We start from the raw sequence: 17166 nt of genomic DNA, 5'->3' as shown, positions 1-17166 counted from the left end.
ATTCTAGTTGAGAGGAGGACAATATTTTAAAGATGATTGGTCATCTTAAACACTGCTATTATTCTTAAGTTCTGAGTAAGCACGCTCTGCTGCTTTTTGTTCAGATTCTTTTTTAGTTTTACCTTGACCTGTTGCAACTGCATTATTTTCCAAAATAACTTCCGATGTAAATAAACGATGATGCGCTGGGCCTTCTTCCTTAATTAATCGATAAGTTACATCTCCACGATTTTGACTGTGAACATACTCTTGAAATTGTGTTTTAAAGTCGACAACACCAACTAATTCATCATCTTCTACATATGGGAAAATGACTTTCTCAGCAAATTGCCATACGACATCTAATCCTTGATCGAGATATAAAGCCCCAACAAAGGCTTCAAATGCGTCAGACACAAGTGAAGGGCGCGTTCTTCCACCCGTTTTTTCTTCACCTTTACCTAATAGGATGAGTTGATTTAGCTCGATTTTATTAGCAAATATTACAAGTGAGGGCTCACATACAATTGTTGCACGCATTTTTGTTAAGTTACCTTCAGGAAGATCTGGATGTTTATCAAAAAGGTAGCGTGATACCGTCAATTCTAATACCGCATCGCCTAAAAATTCGAGTCGCTCATTATGCGCTAAACGATCCATATTAAAGTCATTGATAAAACTTGAATGAGAAAATGCTTGTTGATATAACTCGATATTTGAATATGTAAATCCTAATTCATTCATTTTCTTCGCAAACTGTTGTTGAAAATCATTAACCATTTCTATTTTTTTTGGATTAGTCACATTAGAACCTCCCATATATTTATGCTTTGTTTGATTCTTAAGAAAAAAATCTGAGCCATCTTGTAGACGACTCAGATGTAAGTTTTTTATTTTTCAAGACTATTGATGTATTTAACTGCATCACCAACAGTGTTGATTTTTTCAGCTTCTTCATCAGGAATTTCAGTACCAAATTCATCTTCTAATTCCATCACTAATTCAGCGATATCAAGTGAGTCAGCGCCTAAATCATCTTTGAATGATGCGTCTTCAGTTACTTTGTCAGCATCTACACCTAAACGGTCAACGATGATATCTTTTACTTTATCGAAGTTTTCCACGTCGATTCACCTCCTTTGAAAGTGTCTATCCATAGACTATTATATTTTCCCATTTTAATGGGTAAAATACAAGCATTTCTTAAATACTCATTATAAATAGTATTTTGTTTAACAAAGCGATTTCTCATCAAAGTGTTATCGAAATAAAACTTATTTCAACTAACTAACTTTAGATGATTACATGTACATACCACCATTAACATGAATGGTTTGGCCAGTAATGTATTTTGCTCTATCAGATGCTAAAAATGCAACTGTATTCGCTATATCTGTATCTTGACCAAATCGAGATAATGGAATTTGTTCTAACATTTGTGCTTTTAATTCATCACTAAGTGCATCTGTCATATCTGAAACGATAAATCCTGGTGCTACAGCATTTACAGTAATACCACGTGATGCAAGTTCACGTGCACTTGATTTAGTTAATCCTTCTATACCTGCTTTCGTAGCGACATAGTTTGCTTGACCTGGATTACCCATTGCACCAACTATACTTGATAAGTTAATAATTGCACCACCACGTTGACGAAGCATTTGTGGCGTCGCCTTTTGAATGCAATTGAAAGTGCCTTTTAAGTTTGTATTAATTACATCATCCCATTCATGCTCTTTCATACGCATTAACAAATTATCACGCGTGATACCAGCATTATTTACAAGTACATCTAATGAACCAAATTGACTAACGACTTCTTTAATCATCGCTTTAACTTCGTCGCCTTCAGCTACATTAGCTTGAATTGCAAAACTTTCAACGCCTTTTGCTTTAATTTCAGACACAACCGCTTCAGCCTTTTCTTTATTACCAGCATAGTTAACAGCTACATTGAAACCATCTTCAGCTAATTGTAATGCGATACTACGACCTATACCTCTTGAAGCACCAGTTACTAATGCATTTTTATTCGTCATGATTATTCCAACCTTTCACATCTTCTAATGTTTGAATTGATGTTAATTTAACATCACGATTGATTTTCTTAATTAAACCGGATAACACTTTGCCTGGACCAATTTCTATAAAATGATCGACGCCTTGTTCAATTAACCATTCTGCAGAATTGATAAATTCAACTGGTGAATATAATTGCTTAATCATATTTTGCTTAATAGTTGTTGCGTCCGTTTCACCTTGCGCATTGACATTTTGCACAATAGGGAATGCTGCATCATGCCACTCAAATTGATTAATATACGACTCGAAGTCTTTTTCAATCACTTGCATCATTGACGAATGGAATGGGCCAGAAACTGCTAAAGGCAAGACACGTTTAGCGCCTAATGATTTACCTTCTTCAACTAATTTATCAATGAGTGATTTATGACCTGACACTACAATTTGTCCAGGGCAGTTAATATTCGCAGGTTCAATCAGTTCTTCAGATGTTGATAAGTCTTTGCAAATTTTATCTACTTCTTCATAGCTTAAACCTAATACAGCTGCCATACTACCTACACCATTTGGAAAAGCTTGAGCCATGAGTTGACCACGTTTACGAACAATCTTAACTGCATCCTCAAACTTTAATACGCCTGCAGCGACTAAACTAGAGTATTCACCTAGACTATGTCCCATCGTGTAGTCAGCATTAATAGAATTTAAGGCACGATATAAGGCGATGCTATGTGTTAATAAAGCTGGTTGTGTATGTTCAGTTTCGCCTAATTTGTTGTCACTATCCGTAAACATTGTTTCTAATAAATCGAAGTCTACGGCTTCTTGTGCTATGTTTAGAATCTCTGTTGCTTTTGTATCTTCATTATATAAATCGCTAGCCATACCAACTTTTTGTGCACCTTGACCCGGGAAAATAATTGCTACTTTACTCATCCTTTTCACCTACCGTCTCTCTCATAATTTCGACAATTTTCTCATCACCGGCAATTTTAGCTTGTCGGATTGCAGAATAAAACGCGCGAGCATTAGAACCACCATGTGCTTTAACAACTGTACCATCTAGACCTAATAATACCGAACCACCGTATTCTGCATAATCCATTTTTTTAGTAAATGTGTCTAAGTCCTTTTTTAACACTAATGCAGCAAGTTTGTTTTTTAAACTTCCTAAAAATGTTTCTTTCAACATTTTACCAATGGATTTTGCAGTACCTTCGATATTTTTTAGCACCATATTCCCAGTGTAGCCATCAGTTACAACAACGTCAGTGTTACCTTCCATTAATGTTTTAGCTTCAATGTTACCATCAAAATTAAAGCTTTGATCATCTTTTAGTAATTGATATGCTTTTTTAGTCAATGTATTACCTTTAGCTGGTTCTGTACCGATGTTTAATAATGAGACCTTAGGGTTTTGAATGCCTCGAATTTTTTTAGCGTAGATATTACCAAGTTGCGCATACTGTAATAAATGTTCAGGTTTTGCATCAGCATTGGCACCAACATCTAAAAATACAAAACCTTTACCATCAATTGTTGGTAATGTTACTACAAGGGCTGGTCTGGCAACACCTTTAATACGTCCGACAATAAACAATCCAGCTGACATAAGTGCGCCTGTATTACCTGCAGAAACACATCCGTCCGCTTCGCCATTTTTCACTGCTTCCGCCATTCTGACCATTGAGCTATCTTTTTTACGTTTAATCGCTCTCACTGGTTCGTCTTCCATCTCTATTTTTTCAGAACAATGTCTAAATTCAATTCGTTCATGATTGAGTGTATATTGGTTTTTATCTCCAAATAAAATTATTTCTAAATCTTTAAAATCATTTACTGCTTTTTCAACAGCCTCTAACACGATACCAGGCGCGTCATCTCCGCCCATCATATCAATAGCAATCTTAACCATGTTATTCATCCTCGCTTATATAAAACATTTTAAACGTTCCTTTAAACACCAATGTATCTCTTACATATGAATTCACTTCAATAATATAATGCTGCGCTGTTTTATTAACAACGCGTGCTTCAGCTCTTACAGTGTCATCCAGTTTTACTTTCTCGATAAAAGCGACATTACTTTCTTGTGTTAATACGGTTGATTTATGTATTAGAGCGACACAAAGCGAATTCGCTTGAGCAAATAAAACATGACCTCGTGCAATCTGTGTCTTTGCAAAGACTGATTCTTCAGTGATTTCAATGAGTGATTGTGCAGTTATGTCTGGTTCAACTTGAATTAAATCTCCAACCACTTCATTTGCTTCAAGCGCACGAATTTGTTCATAGTTTTGCTCAGCTACTATTTTAATACGCTTACGTAGTTCTGGAATATTTAGATTTGTTCTATCTAAACGTATCGTTTGAATACTTACTTCAAACTGTTCACATAATTCACTATCCGTAATAAAGGGGTTTTGCTCAATTGCTTTTTGAATCGCCTCACGACGTTCTGCTTTTTTTAATTTCATACATATCCCCCTTTAAATGCGAAATTAGTACCAAGTCTTAAACATTCCTCACATATCATAACACTTTCCGTTTAATAAGCTCAACAAATATCATAGTGCTATATTTTACTTTTTAAAAATAATTACCTTTAAACACTAATCAAAACTCATATGTAGTAAATTCTGATCAATAAAATCACGTAAATGTTGATATGTTTCTGTAAAGAATTCTCCCGATTGAATCAACTCTGCCGCTTCATCTCGAGCGACTTCAAGCATTCGATAATCTTCCACAATATTCGCTACCATGAAATCCGGTAAACCACTTTGTTTAACGCCAAAGAAATCTCCGGGTCCACGCATTTCTAAATCACGTTCACTCAACTCAAAACCATCCGTTGTTTGCGTCATTATAGTCATTCGTTCTATTCCTGTTTCCGTCTTAGGTGACGCAATAAGTACGCAATAACTTTGATGTTCGCTTCGTCCAACACGACCTCTTAGCTGATGTAAAGTAGATAGTCCAAATCGATCTGCATCATAAATCATCATAAACGTTGCGTTCGGTACATTGACACCAACTTCTACTACAGTTGTAGAGACAAGAATGTCTATATCATGTTGACTAAAACGCGTCATAACTTCATCTTTCTCTTCAGCCGACATTTTGCCATGTAATAAACCGACACTCCCCTCTCCATAATAGGCTTGAAGTGAGTCGTACAACTCAACTACGTTTTGTACATCATCTAAATGTTCCGAACTTTCAATGAGCGGACAAATCACATAAGCTTGACGACCTTTTTTAAGTTCCGTTGTCATTTGAGACAGCACTTGTTCGTATTGCTCGTGTTTTGCCCAGTTCGTAATAATCGGTTTACGCCCTTTGGGTAACTGTTTAATAGATGAAACATCCATTTCACCAAATACTGAAATAGCTAGGGTTCTAGGAATCGGTGTCGCTGTCATGAAGAGGACGTTCGTCATTGCTCCTTTTTCTCTTAACAGTTGACGTTGATTGACCCCAAAACGATGTTGTTCATCGGTAATAACCAGTCCTACATTTTGAAATGCTACATCATCTTGTATAAGCGCATGTGTACCTATTAGACAATCAATGGTGCCATTCTCTAATTGTTCTAAGAGGACTTTTCTTTTTTTACCTTTAACGGATCCAGTTAATAATGCGACGTTCATATAGTCTCCAAATAACTCAGTTAAACTATTTGCGTGTTGCTCCGCTAGAATTTCAGTAGGAACCATTAGCGCAGACTGATATCCAGCTGTTTTTAACGCATACATACAAATAGCTGCAACAACTGTCTTCCCTGAACCTACATCACCTTGCAATAATCGATGCATGCGAATCGGTGCTTTCAAATCTCTAAAGATTTCGTTCACACTCTTTTTTTGCGCATCCGTTAACTCAAAAGGTAATGTTTCTATAAACGCTTTTACCTTTTGGATGTCATAGTTGATTTCAATGGCTTTGTCCGATGTCTTCTCTAGACGATTCAACCATTGCATTCGTAATTCAAACATGAATAATTCGGTAAAGGCATACGTCCGTCTAGCACGTAATAAGTCATGGCGATCTTTAGGATGGTGCAGTGCATGTATGGTATCAGATAAAGATTCTAATTTATACTTCTGTCTTAATTCATCTGTCAACCATTCATGTATCGTAACATCATCTAACGTTTGATAAATCATATCTCGCATTTGCTTTTGTTTAATGCCCTCTTTGATACGATACACAGGTTCTAATTTAACTTCAGATGCATCTTGAGACTGTGCATTAAAGAACATACGATTTCCGTTAATTTCTTGTTTCGCACTATTCCATTTTCCTTTAACAGTTACCGTACCATGAAGTTCAATTTTCTTTTTTAAGTATGGTTGATTAAAGAAGACACATTTAACTGCGATATTGTCCACCATTAAATGGACTGTTAACTTCGATTTATTTCTTCCGAAAAAAGCAACCGTCGGCATAGAATAAACTTCTCCAACAACTGTCACTGTAGATTGATCTTCAGCCATATTTAAGTCTACAACTGTATTATCTTCATAGCGACTCGGTAAATAAAGCACCAAGTCTTCTACCGTATTAATATTGAGTTCTTGCAATAAAGCAATTCGTTTTGGTCCTAGCCCTTTAATCTTTTGAAGCGGATATGGACTTTCTATTAAATTGACTTTAGACATAACTTCTCACCTAGTATTTATAATATTAATATTTATTTTATCATGATTAAGCAGAATAATTGATTGTTAAACCTTTGATATTTAAAAAGGCGGGAGTGGGACAGAATTCTTTTTGAATTCGTCGTCCCACCCCCAGCTTGCTTTAAGCGTCTTCTCAGTACAGTCAGCTACTGCGAATTTGCAAAATAGATTTATTATATTATTTATGTCCAAGCCTCACTCTAATTCACTGAACGATACATGTTTAACGTTCACATGCCCATCCATCTTTATCGCGGTCAAACTTTGTTTGATAAGCAGGATGACCCTTTTTCACACCATTTGGATATTTCTTTCTCAATAAAGTACAATTTTTATAATTTTCTGTTGATTGCTTTTTCGTTGTCTTTGAAGTTGACGAGGTTGATGTTTTCGGTTTAGTTGATGATTTTACAGATGCTTTTGTAGATGATGTTTGACCCGTCTTAGCTTTCGTGTTCGACGTGGTTGTAGACCATATATTTAGCTTTTCAGCTTGTGCTTTGGATTGTCTTACCTTTAACATTTGTTCAAATGTATTGTTCGGCGGATAGATATAAGTCACTCTAGCTAATCCTTGTCTAACAACCGCTTCATTAACCATTCTACCATCTGCATAAACGTATGCTAAATAACGACCATATTTATCTGTTCGTTGACCACGATCAAATTGAACTTGTACCGTACGCGCATTAGCCAACATTCGTGTTGTAAATTGACTAGCTTCCGGACCATATTTTTGAACAGGCTTTCGTGGATCCTTAGTTTCAGGTGTATTAATCAACAATAATCTAAAGGTTGATTTCTTCCCTTTATAAAGTAATTGAACAGTGTCTCCATCAATACCTTTAACAAATTTAACTTTCTCTTTAGTAAGTGCACTACTTTGTGCATTAACTCTATTGAGTGGCATTGCTATAAGTGTAGATGATGTTGTGATTAAAACCGCCAAAGCTGTAACAGCAATTGGTTTCTTTTTAAAAAGCATTAATATAAAACATATGATACTAAGACCAATAACTACTAAAAGTATATTTCCCATGTGCATACTCCTATTGTTTAATATACATATATTTTATACTAATACACATTAAAAATACTATTAAAATTTTAATATTTTAATATTTATATTTTTTGTAATCATTAAACACATGTATATATGAACTATTTTATGTTTTAAACGGTATCCCTATCGCTATGATAAGTATGGTTTTAAATGTGACTTAAAATTATATGAATGTGATGTTTGTTTAGAATGTTCTCAGAAAAATCAATGTATAAACTTCAATTCAAAAACAAATAAAAATAATGAAGAATTATAACTGGGAGTATTTTAAATCCCAAATTAACAAAAAGCTTTCAGAACTAGAAACGATAATCATCTACAGTCAAAGCAAAATTGATGTGGTGCTGACTTTTGGATTTATGAAGGCGATCTTAAGTTTCACTCAGATGTCTGTCCAAGGGATAAATAAAGTCAAAAGAGAACTTGGTTTTATATGAATAACGCTTAATATAATAAAAGTAACAACTCAACGAGCTGAAAATAATCAAAAAAATATAAAAAAAGACAATTTCTATATTATTTCAATAGAAATTGTCTTAATTTACTCATCCAGGAACTTTATGTCCACGACCCTTCATAGCTTTTCAATTGATATTTATTCGACTGAGAATAAATATTGATAGATAGGTTGGCCACCGTTATGTTCTTCTACTTCAACGTCTGGATATTCGCTTTCAACCCACTCTACTAATTTATCTGAGGTTTCAGTATTTGCATCCTCACCAGCGATAATAGTTAAGATTTCACTATCTTCATTTAGCATCGCTTTAAGTAAACCTGTGATTGTCGCAAATTCATCATCATTACTTGTCACAATTTTACTTTCAGATAATCCCATGAATTCGCCTTTTTTAATCTCTACGCCATCAATTTTAGTGTCACGAACAGCAAATGTTACTGAGCCTGATTTCACACTATCTAAAGCTGTTGTCATGTGAGATTGATTATCTTCAAGTGATGATGATGGATCGTATTGGAACAAGGCCGCAATACCTTGTGGAATAGATGTTGTAGGAATTACAACTGTATCTGCTTCAACTAAAGTTGCAGCTTGATCACTCGACATTCTTATATTTTTATTATTTGGTAAAATAATGGCACGTTTACATTGAGATTGTTCAATGACCTTTACAATGTCTTCAGTAGATGGATTCATTGTTTGTCCACCGCTTATAATATGTGTCGCACCCATAGATGTAAATAATTCTGAAATACCATCACCCATAGAAATAGCAATAATTGCTGTTTCAACTGTTTTTGATTCTTCTTGTTGGTCTGATTGATGATTTTGCTTTTCTTTTCTAATGACTTCACGATGTTGTTCACGCATATTTTCAACTTTTAATTTAATAAGCTCACCATACTCTTGACCATAGTTAAACACATCACCTGGTGTTTCAGTATGTACATGGACTTTTACAATTTCATCGTCATTAATAACGAGTAATGAATCACCAAAATGACTCATATCTGTTCTAAATGTTTGCTCATCAAATTCTCTTTTATCTTTTCCAAAACGTACCATCATTTCAGTACAATAGCCATACTTAATGTCTTCAGTGTTAATTACGCCATGAAAGTCATGCTCTTCATGCACTAACTCTTCTGTGTTTAATTTTTCTTTTTTCACTTCAATCGTTTGGCCTGTTAAACCTTTTAAGAAACCTTCATAAACACATAATAGCCCTTTACCACCACTATCAACTACGCCAACTTCTTTTAATACAGCAAGTAAATTGGGTGTATTATTTAATGACTTTTCAGCTTCTGCAATTGTATATTCCATAACTTCAACACAGTCATCTGTTTCTTCAGCTTTATTAACCGCTGCCTTGGCTGCATCTTTAGCAACAGTTAAGATTGTCCCTTCGACTGGTTTCATTACAGCTTTATAAGCAGTATCAACACCTGCTTGGAAACTACTAGCAAGTTGTTGTGCATTAATTTCATTTTCAGTTTCAATATTTTTACAGAATCCTCTAAATAATTGAGAAAGAATTACACCTGAGTTACCTCGTGCACCCATAAGTAATCCTTTAGAGAATGTCTTCCCTAATTCACCAATACTTTGAGATAAATTATTTTCAACTTCCTCACGTCCAGAAGTAATTGTAAGATTCATATTAGTACCTGTATCACCATCTGGCACAGGGTATACATTTAAAGAATCTACTAAATCTGCATTATTAGATAAATTTTGTGCCCCTTGTATTATCATATCGGCAAATAATTTACCATTAATTTTGCTAATCATCCTGCTAAGTCCTCCTATACCTACTTGCCCTTATTATTAAGTCTTACACCTTGTACAAATATATTAATTGAATTCACTTTTACATTGAGTGAGTTTTCTAGTGTGTATTTTACTGATGATTGTACATTATTAGCTACCTCTGAGATTTTAACACCGTAGCTAACGATAATATACATATCTATATCAATGACACCATTGTTTTCTTTGACTTCAATGCCTCTAGCATAATTTTCATGTCCTAAAATTTCGGCAATACCATCTCGCACTTGTTGTCTAGATGCCATACCAACAATACCATAACTTTCAACAGCTTTACTGCCTACTACTGAAGCAATGACTTCATTTGAGATATCGATTTTACCATAATCATTTGAGATTTCTATTGTCATCTTTATATTCCTCCTGAATTTTGTTTAAAAATGACGAAACTATAAACATTTACAATTAAATTCATTGTAGAAATTAACCGATTCTTCCATAAATAAGTCTTTATAACCTAATTAAATGTACTACATAACTCCTCAGCTTACAATTATACCATAAATTATAAAATTCAAAACATTTTTAGAGAAATACCTTTTAATTTCATTGCTTTAAAAATTCATATATGGTATCTTATTTAAGTATATAAGTAGTCAAGTGTATTTATATTTATTAAAGGAGGTACTTTGATGGGTAAACAATGTTACGTAACAGGTCGTAAAGCATCGACTGGTAATAATCGTTCACACGCTTTAAATGCGAATAAACGCAGATTTAATGCTAACCTTCAAAAAGTTAGAATTTTAGTTGACGGAAAACCTAAAAAAGTTTGGGTTTCTGCTCGTGCTTTAAAATCTGGTAAAGTTACTAGAGTTTAATAAATATAATGCACTAAAAAATGCCTTCATATGTGGTGAAGGCATTTTTTTATGTTCTTTTTTAACTTGCATCCTTACTTCTCATTTGAAGTACTTGTCCGTCATGTAAAATGATTTCCGCGACAGCTTCTTTTACTTCATTAGATAAAGTAAGTGTCGATCCTTTTTCTAGAAGTTGCTTATTCAAATTATATTTAAAGCCCTTTAATGATAAAACAACATTTTCAGTAACTGGAATAAATGATACATATGGGAAATGAAGTGATTTTTGAATTTTATGGGTACCTTGTTTCAATAATTTAATTTCATTTTGATCATCTTCCACAATAATTGATATATTTCGTTCTATATACTTTGGTTTTTGCAATATTTGCATGACACCCATAAAATGATCTAATCTACCACCAGTTGCGCCATAAATATGTATTTGCGTAAAGCCTCTATGAACAGCTTCTTCTACACCTAATGCTAAATCCGTATCATCTTTTTCAGCTTTGACCGGCTTAATATTCAACTGATGTTTGAGTTGTTGACGTTCTTCTTCTGAAACAGAATCAAAGTCACCAATTGAGAACGTCGGTGTGATGGCATGGTTAACTAGAATCAGTGTTCCGCTATCAATGCCACCCCAATGTTCATGCTTTTGAGTGCTCAATACTTGTGGTGGTAAATGTCGGTCACTACATAATAAATTGATTCGCATATTAAAATCAGCCTTTCAGTAATTGTGTCACCTTGTTATAATCCTTTTGATTAAAGAAATAAGAACCTGTAACAAACATAGTTGCTCCATTATCAGCACACAATTGGATAGTTTCATCATTGATGCCACCATCAACTTCAATATCAAAATTTAAATTTAAAGATTGTCTTAGATCTCTAAGTGACTTCACTTTTGATGCGCATGCTTCAATAAATGATTGACCACCGAAACCTGGATTGACTGTCATCACTAATACATAATCTACAATCTCAAGAACTGGTAATAATACTTCAACTGGTGTACCAGGATTAATGACAACGCCTGCTTTTTTACCAGCATTCTTAATCATTTGAAGCGCTCTATGAATATGTTGCGTAGACTCGACGTGCACCGATATCATGTCAGCACCGTGTTCAGCAAAGGTGTTAATATACTGCTCAGGTTGCTCAATCATTAAGTGAACATCAATTGGTAATTGTGTAGCAGTTCGAATTGAATCAAGAATCGGCAAACCAATCGATATATTTGGTACAAATTGACCGTCCATCACATCAAAGTGTAAACCATCAACTTGTGCTTTTTCTAAAGCTTTAATTTCATCTTCTAAATTTAAAAAATCAGCGGATAAAAGTGATGGATAGATTTTTTTCATTAATATCTTACCTTTCTATTTGAAATTTCATTAAATAATTGAATGTAATGATCATAGCGAAATTGTGCTAAATGACCACTCTCCAATTGTTGCTTAACATGACAATGAGGTTCTTTAATATGATTACAGTTTCTAAATTTGCATGCCTCGCCATAGTGATGAATATCTATAAAATAGTGTTTCAATTCATCTTTTTCAATATGATCAAAATCTAATGCACTAAAGCCTGGTGTATCTGCAATAAAACCAGATTCCCTTTCGAATAATTCTACATGTCTCGTCGTATGTTTACCACGGTTAAGGGATTTTGATATATCATTGGTTTCTAAATTTAATTCTGGTTTAAAAGCATTTATAAATGTCGACTTACCAACACCTGATTGACCACTTAGTACAATAAGTCCTTTCGGCCAAGAAGCGACTACTTCCTGTTTAGACGTATCTTTGCCAACAAATTGAGTATTGTAGCCAATAGTTTCATAAATATTTAACCATTCATTAATTTTTTTAATGTCATCATCAGACGCTAAATCCTTTTTAGTCACTAGTATACTCGGTTCTAAATCATATGAATGCGCAATAACTAGAAAACGATCTAACAATTGTGTTGAGAAATCTGGTTCTACAGCGCTCATCACGATGATTAAGCCGTCAATATTACTAACTGGTGGTCGTTTCAATGCATTATGACGATCGTGAACATGATGAATATAACCTTCATTGGTATTTTGAATTTCAAAATCAACAATGTCCCCTACAATTGGTGAAAACTTCTTTTTTCTGAAAAGACCACGTGGTTTAGTATCATATAAAGTTCCATCTACATCTACTTGATATACACCACTAATTAATTTAATAATACGTCCAGTTTCCAAAATGACACCTCTTAATCATTATTTATATTTCATTATTATAGCAAAACCTTAGAGAATATTATATCCAGAACATATTTGTTTAAAGTCAAAGTTATCAAAGCGGAGTACGTTTAAAGTTTACATAATATTTTTATAGTTTTTATAAAGATTTAAAAAACCTTTTAGTGAATGTTTGATTGCTTTCATTCACTAAAAGGTTGAATTTTAATAATCTATATCTTTATCTGCAATAATATCGCCATCTACTCTAATGGTGTAGCCTGCGTCAGATCCTTCTTCAATTTTAAGCGGAATCGTGATCGTTCTATCACCTTTTATACTAAACGTTTGACTCGCAGATGCGCCACTATTGTCTTTATCTCTTATATAAACTTGAACTTTTTGACTTTCATCGTCTCCCGTATATGGGATATGATATGTTTCGGTGTAATTTTTAACTTTCTTTGCGTCGTCGTCCTTATCTTTACTAGAATCATTAGACTTCTCGTCTTCTTTATCTTCGTCTTTAGAAGTTGCTTTTCCTTTCGAAACAATCAGTTGAACTGTGCTTCCTTCATCAATTTCTGAATTTTTCGGACTTTGTGAAATAATATTATCTTTTTTTTCATTATTACTTGATTCAGTCGTTATTTGTACTTTTAGACCATTTTTTTCAAGTTCTTTCTGAGCAGTTTTATAATTTTTATGTTCATAATTTTTTACGTATACTTTTTTAACACCTAACGACTCAGTTAACGTGATTTGGTGATCATTCACACGTACATAACTATCCGGATTAACACTTTGTTTGGCGATAGCACCTTTAGGTATTTGATTATTGTATTCTTGATTCACTGTTACATGATCAAGTTTAAATTGTTTTAATTTATCAAGTGCATCAGCTTTTTTCATTCCTATAACATTCGGCATTTTAGCACGTTCTGGTCCTTTTGAAAGCACGATATCAACTTTTTCATGTTGATTCACTCTTTCACCTTGTTTCGGTTTTGTCTCGATGATTTTATTTTCTGGATAGTCATCACTATAGTCTCTAGAAATATTGCCAATTTCTAAATGAGATTGACGTAATATTTTTTCTGCTTCTTTTTCAGTTTTACCCTTAAGATCTGGCATTTCTGAATACTTACTGCCAAACATGCCCATCGCAATAAACCCAAATAAACTTACGACTAATAACAGTAAAATCAACGCAATGGCAAATTTTTTCTTTTTAGAACGCTTTTTCTTTGGTGGCTCGTAAATTTGCGCCTCGTTAGTTTGGAAATGGTGCTCATTGACAATAGGTATTTGCATGGTTTGAGCGATTTGTTTTTGCTCATTTTCTTCCTTTATTTTACTTCTGATATCTTGTCTATCAATGGCAACGGTATTTGTATCATCTTCTTCAATTGAATGCTTTTTTTCATTAGCACGACTAGATACAAGTACACTACTTAAGTCTTCTTTCATATCATTGACACTTTGATAACGATCCGTTGCTTTCTTTTCTGTTGCTCTAAGGACAACGTTACTTAAGGATTGAGGTATATCAGATCTTATCTCGGTTACATTAGGTATGGAATCCTGAATATGTTTTATCGCTATACTAACAGCTGTTTCGCCATTAAAAGGTGGTTCCCCAACTAACATTTCAAAAAGTACAATACCTATGGAATAAATATCTGTCGCTTCATTCGTAGTTTCACCTTTAGCTTGTTCTGGTGAAAGGTATTGTACAGTACCGAGCACGTGGTTTGTTTGCGTCATAGATGTTTCACTTAAAGCTTTGGCAATTCCAAAATCGAAAATTTTAAGTGTCTTATTCTTATCAATTAAGATATTTTGAGGTTTAATATCTCTATGTATGATAAGTTTGTCATGCGCTTGCGCCACACCTTTTAAAATTTGATTGGTAAAGTCAATTGCTGTATCAATACTTAAAGGACCATGACTATGTATGTATTCAGATAAAGTAGGTCCATCTATATATTCCATAATTAAAAAGAAGCACTCTTCATCTTCTTGAACATCATACACTTCAACAATGTTTTCATGTGAGAGTTGCGTTGCATTATTGACTTCTCGCTCGAAACGTTTCATTGTTTCTTCTTTTTCATTCTGAGGAATTGAGATTGCTTTAATCGCCACTTCACGATTTAAAATGGTATCTTCTGCTAAGTAAACGGTACTCATTCCTCCGCCACCAAGCTTATCCACTATCTTATATCGTTCACTAACTAACTTTCCAATCATAGATGATCACCTTCAATAGCTGCTATTAAAACACTAATATTGTCTTTAGAATCATGGTTTAGTGCTAATTGAATAAGCTGTTCACCATGTTCTTCTAATGATAACGACGTATTAAACGCTTCAAGAATACGTTCACTTCTGACATAATCTGTTAAACCATCAGAATTCAACATTAAAAAGTCATAATAATTAAATCGTTTCGTAAATATATCTGGACTTACACGTTTATCTGTTCCCATCACTTTAGTAATAATATTACGTTGTGGGTGTGTGAATGCTTCCTCTTCAGTAATTTGACCTGACATAACTAAATGGTTAACAAATGAATGATCATACGTAATTTGTTCGATTTCTCTAGAATTAATAAGATATGCTCTAGAGTCCCCTATATTTGCCACAACCAAGTGCTTATCGAATACAAGGGCACAAACACATGTTGTACCCATACCTTTATACGATTCATTTGTTTGAGCGTATTCAAATAGCTCACGATTAATCTCTTTTAAATTGAAACGCAACCAAGTTTCGGCTTGTTCATACTCAATAAAATTTTCAGCTTCAAAACGTTTTTGAAGCTCATACGTAACAAACTGACTTGCAATTTCCCCCGCTTTATGACCACCCATACCATCGCATAGTACTAATAATTGTTGGTGAGTTTGGTTATAAAAAATACCTCCTGCATCTTCATTTTTATTTCTATGTTGTCCAGTATCTGTGAAAAATTGTGCGTTTAGCATTGTGATTACCTCGTTTCTACTTGTCGTTCCTTCGCTCTTAATTGTCCACATGCCGCGTCAATATCTGATCCTTGTTCTCTTCTAATTGTAGCATTTATGCCCAATCGTTTTAATTCTTTTTCAAATTTGAAAATATCATCTTTAGGTGTTTTAACGTAATTACGTTCTGGAACATGGTTTACTGGTATTAAATTAACATGACAGTTTAGATCTTTAATAAGATGCGCTAAATCACGTGCATGCTCTAATTGATCATTGACGCCACCAAATAATCCATATTCAAATGTCACACGACGATTTGTTTTTTCTTGATAATATTGAATTGCTTCCATTAATTTATCTACGTGGTAAGCTCTGTTAATTGGCATTAATTTAGAACGAATGTCATCTTTGGCTGCATGCAAACTTACGGCAAAGTTAATTTGAATATCTTCTTCAGCAAAATCATAAATACGTGGAATAATACCTGATGTTGACACTGTTATATGACGTGCACCGATATTTAAACTATTGTCATCATTAACGATACGTAAGAAATCCATCATTTCATCATAATTCTCAAAAGGTTCACCAATTCCCATAATTACAATTTGAGATACACGTTCATCTGTCGCATCTAATGCTTTTTGAACTGTTAAAACTTGTGAAACAATTTCTCCTGCTTCTAAGTTACGTTTTAAGCCACCTAATGTAGAAGCACAGAACGTACAACCGATACGACATCCAACCTGAGTCGTTACGCAAACTGAATTACCATAGTCATGGCGCATTAATACGGTTTCAATTGTATAACCATCTTGTAATTCAAATAGGAATTTTATGGTCCCATCTTTACTTTCTTGTTTTACAACAGTCGTTAAAGTGGTCATAGCAAAGTTATCTTTTAGCACTTGACGAAGATCTTTGGATAAATTCGTCATTTCATCAATACTATCTACACGTTTTTGATATAGCCATTCAAATATTTGCTTAGCTCTAAATTTTTGTTGGCCATGGTCTACTAACCATTCTTGCATTTCATCATATCTAAGTGAATAAATCGACTGTTTATCAAAGTCAGGCAAGAATTTATTTTTCTTCTTTTTTTCAGTAGTTATCATC

The 17166-nt window shown here is 33.9% G+C and carries 17 protein-coding genes and 1 pseudogene; 2 read left to right on the top strand and 16 right to left on the bottom strand.

Going from position 1 to position 17166, the window contains the following annotated elements; translation table 11 throughout:
• Positions 1–45: 45 nt before the first annotated feature.
• From rnc to HMPREF3239_RS12805, 8 genes are all read right to left on the bottom strand, one after another.
• A complete protein-coding gene (gene rnc, locus HMPREF3239_RS09705; RefSeq protein ID WP_306431568.1) occupies positions 46–798 on the bottom strand; it encodes a ribonuclease III in 753 nt (250 codons plus the stop codon).
• A gap of 71 nt (positions 799–869) precedes the next feature.
• Positions 870–1103 (bottom strand): acyl carrier protein, encoded by a 234-nt coding sequence (locus HMPREF3239_RS09700; RefSeq protein WP_001830184.1) that lies wholly within the window; start codon positions 1101–1103, stop codon positions 870–872.
• Between the two features lie 177 nt (positions 1104–1280).
• Positions 1281–2018 carry a 3-oxoacyl-[acyl-carrier-protein] reductase gene (gene fabG / locus HMPREF3239_RS09695; RefSeq protein ID WP_053029252.1) on the bottom strand — a complete coding sequence of 246 codons (738 nt, stop codon included), beginning with the start codon at positions 2016–2018 and terminating at the stop codon, positions 1281–1283.
• On the bottom strand, positions 2008–2937 hold the full coding sequence (gene fabD, locus HMPREF3239_RS09690) for an ACP S-malonyltransferase (RefSeq protein WP_070855502.1): 930 nt from the start codon (positions 2935–2937) through the stop codon (positions 2008–2010). Before fabD ends, fabG begins: the two co-directional genes overlap by 11 nt.
• The gene (gene plsX / locus HMPREF3239_RS09685; protein WP_053029247.1) at positions 2930–3916 is read right to left on the bottom strand and encodes a phosphate acyltransferase PlsX; all 987 of its coding nucleotides are present in this window, start codon (positions 3914–3916) and stop codon (positions 2930–2932) included. Before plsX ends, fabD begins: the two co-directional genes overlap by 8 nt.
• A 1-nt stretch (position 3917) precedes the next feature.
• A complete protein-coding gene (gene fapR, locus HMPREF3239_RS09680; protein WP_070855501.1) occupies positions 3918–4478 on the bottom strand; it encodes a transcription factor FapR in 561 nt (186 codons plus the stop codon).
• Between the two features lie 135 nt (positions 4479–4613).
• On the bottom strand, positions 4614–6665 hold the full coding sequence (recG, locus tag HMPREF3239_RS09675; RefSeq protein ID WP_070855498.1) for an ATP-dependent DNA helicase RecG: 2052 nt from the start codon (positions 6663–6665) through the stop codon (positions 4614–4616).
• A gap of 244 nt (positions 6666–6909) precedes the next feature.
• Positions 6910–7725, bottom strand: a complete 816-nt coding sequence (locus tag HMPREF3239_RS12805) for a thermonuclease family protein (RefSeq protein ID WP_070855496.1) — start codon at positions 7723–7725, stop codon at positions 6910–6912.
• Positions 7726–7852: 127 nt separating this feature from the next.
• Between HMPREF3239_RS12805 and HMPREF3239_RS12340 the strand changes: the two are divergent.
• Positions 7853–8369, top strand: a pseudogene (locus tag HMPREF3239_RS12340) (transposase); the annotation flags it as partial.
• Here HMPREF3239_RS12340 and fakA read toward each other — a convergent pair.
• Together fakA and HMPREF3239_RS09660 are read right to left on the bottom strand one after the other, a co-directional pair.
• On the bottom strand, positions 8345–10003 hold the full coding sequence (gene fakA, locus HMPREF3239_RS09665) for a fatty acid kinase catalytic subunit FakA (protein ID WP_070855494.1): 1659 nt from the start codon (positions 10001–10003) through the stop codon (positions 8345–8347). The pseudogene HMPREF3239_RS12340 and the gene fakA overlap by 25 nt on opposite strands.
• A 20-nt stretch (positions 10004–10023) precedes the next feature.
• On the bottom strand, positions 10024–10392 hold the full coding sequence (locus HMPREF3239_RS09660) for an Asp23/Gls24 family envelope stress response protein (RefSeq protein ID WP_011275975.1): 369 nt from the start codon (positions 10390–10392) through the stop codon (positions 10024–10026).
• A gap of 282 nt (positions 10393–10674) precedes the next feature.
• On the opposite strand from HMPREF3239_RS09660, the gene rpmB reads away from it, so the two are divergent.
• The gene (rpmB, locus tag HMPREF3239_RS09655) at positions 10675–10863 is read left to right on the top strand and encodes a 50S ribosomal protein L28 (protein ID WP_011275976.1); all 189 of its coding nucleotides are present in this window, start codon (positions 10675–10677) and stop codon (positions 10861–10863) included.
• Positions 10864–10924: 61 nt separating this feature from the next.
• Here rpmB and HMPREF3239_RS09650 read toward each other — a convergent pair whose 3' ends face one another.
• The 6 genes from HMPREF3239_RS09650 to rlmN all read right to left on the bottom strand — a co-directional run bounded on the left by HMPREF3239_RS09650 (position 10925) and on the right by rlmN (position 17165).
• The gene (locus tag HMPREF3239_RS09650) at positions 10925–11566 is read right to left on the bottom strand and encodes a thiamine diphosphokinase (protein WP_070855492.1); all 642 of its coding nucleotides are present in this window, start codon (positions 11564–11566) and stop codon (positions 10925–10927) included.
• Positions 11567–11573: 7 nt separating this feature from the next.
• Positions 11574–12218: a ribulose-phosphate 3-epimerase gene (rpe, locus tag HMPREF3239_RS09645; RefSeq protein WP_070855490.1), complete on the bottom strand. Its 645-nt coding sequence runs from the start codon at positions 12216–12218 to the stop codon at positions 11574–11576.
• The gene (rsgA, locus tag HMPREF3239_RS09640; RefSeq protein WP_070855488.1) at positions 12218–13093 is read right to left on the bottom strand and encodes a ribosome small subunit-dependent GTPase A; all 876 of its coding nucleotides are present in this window, start codon (positions 13091–13093) and stop codon (positions 12218–12220) included. The genes rpe and rsgA overlap by 1 nt, the downstream gene beginning before the upstream one ends.
• Before the next feature lie 204 nt (positions 13094–13297).
• On the bottom strand, positions 13298–15325 hold the full coding sequence (pknB, locus tag HMPREF3239_RS09635) for a Stk1 family PASTA domain-containing Ser/Thr kinase (protein WP_070855486.1): 2028 nt from the start codon (positions 15323–15325) through the stop codon (positions 13298–13300).
• Complete coding sequence (locus HMPREF3239_RS09630) at positions 15322–16065, bottom strand: Stp1/IreP family PP2C-type Ser/Thr phosphatase (RefSeq protein ID WP_053029229.1); 744 nt, start codon at positions 16063–16065, stop codon at positions 15322–15324. Before HMPREF3239_RS09630 ends, pknB begins: the two co-directional genes overlap by 4 nt.
• Positions 16066–16070: 5 nt before the next feature.
• Positions 16071–17165: a dual-specificity RNA methyltransferase RlmN gene (gene rlmN, locus HMPREF3239_RS09625; RefSeq protein ID WP_053029227.1), complete on the bottom strand. Its 1095-nt coding sequence runs from the start codon at positions 17163–17165 to the stop codon at positions 16071–16073.
• Between the last annotated feature and the right edge of the window lies 1 nt (position 17166).

The sequence above is a fragment of the Staphylococcus sp. HMSC34C02 genome (assembly GCF_001838705.1).
In the GTDB taxonomy this organism is placed as follows: domain Bacteria; phylum Bacillota; class Bacilli; order Staphylococcales; family Staphylococcaceae; genus Staphylococcus; species Staphylococcus borealis.
Note: the sequence above shows the minus strand (reverse complement) of the source record. Positions and strands in the feature narration are given on the sequence as shown.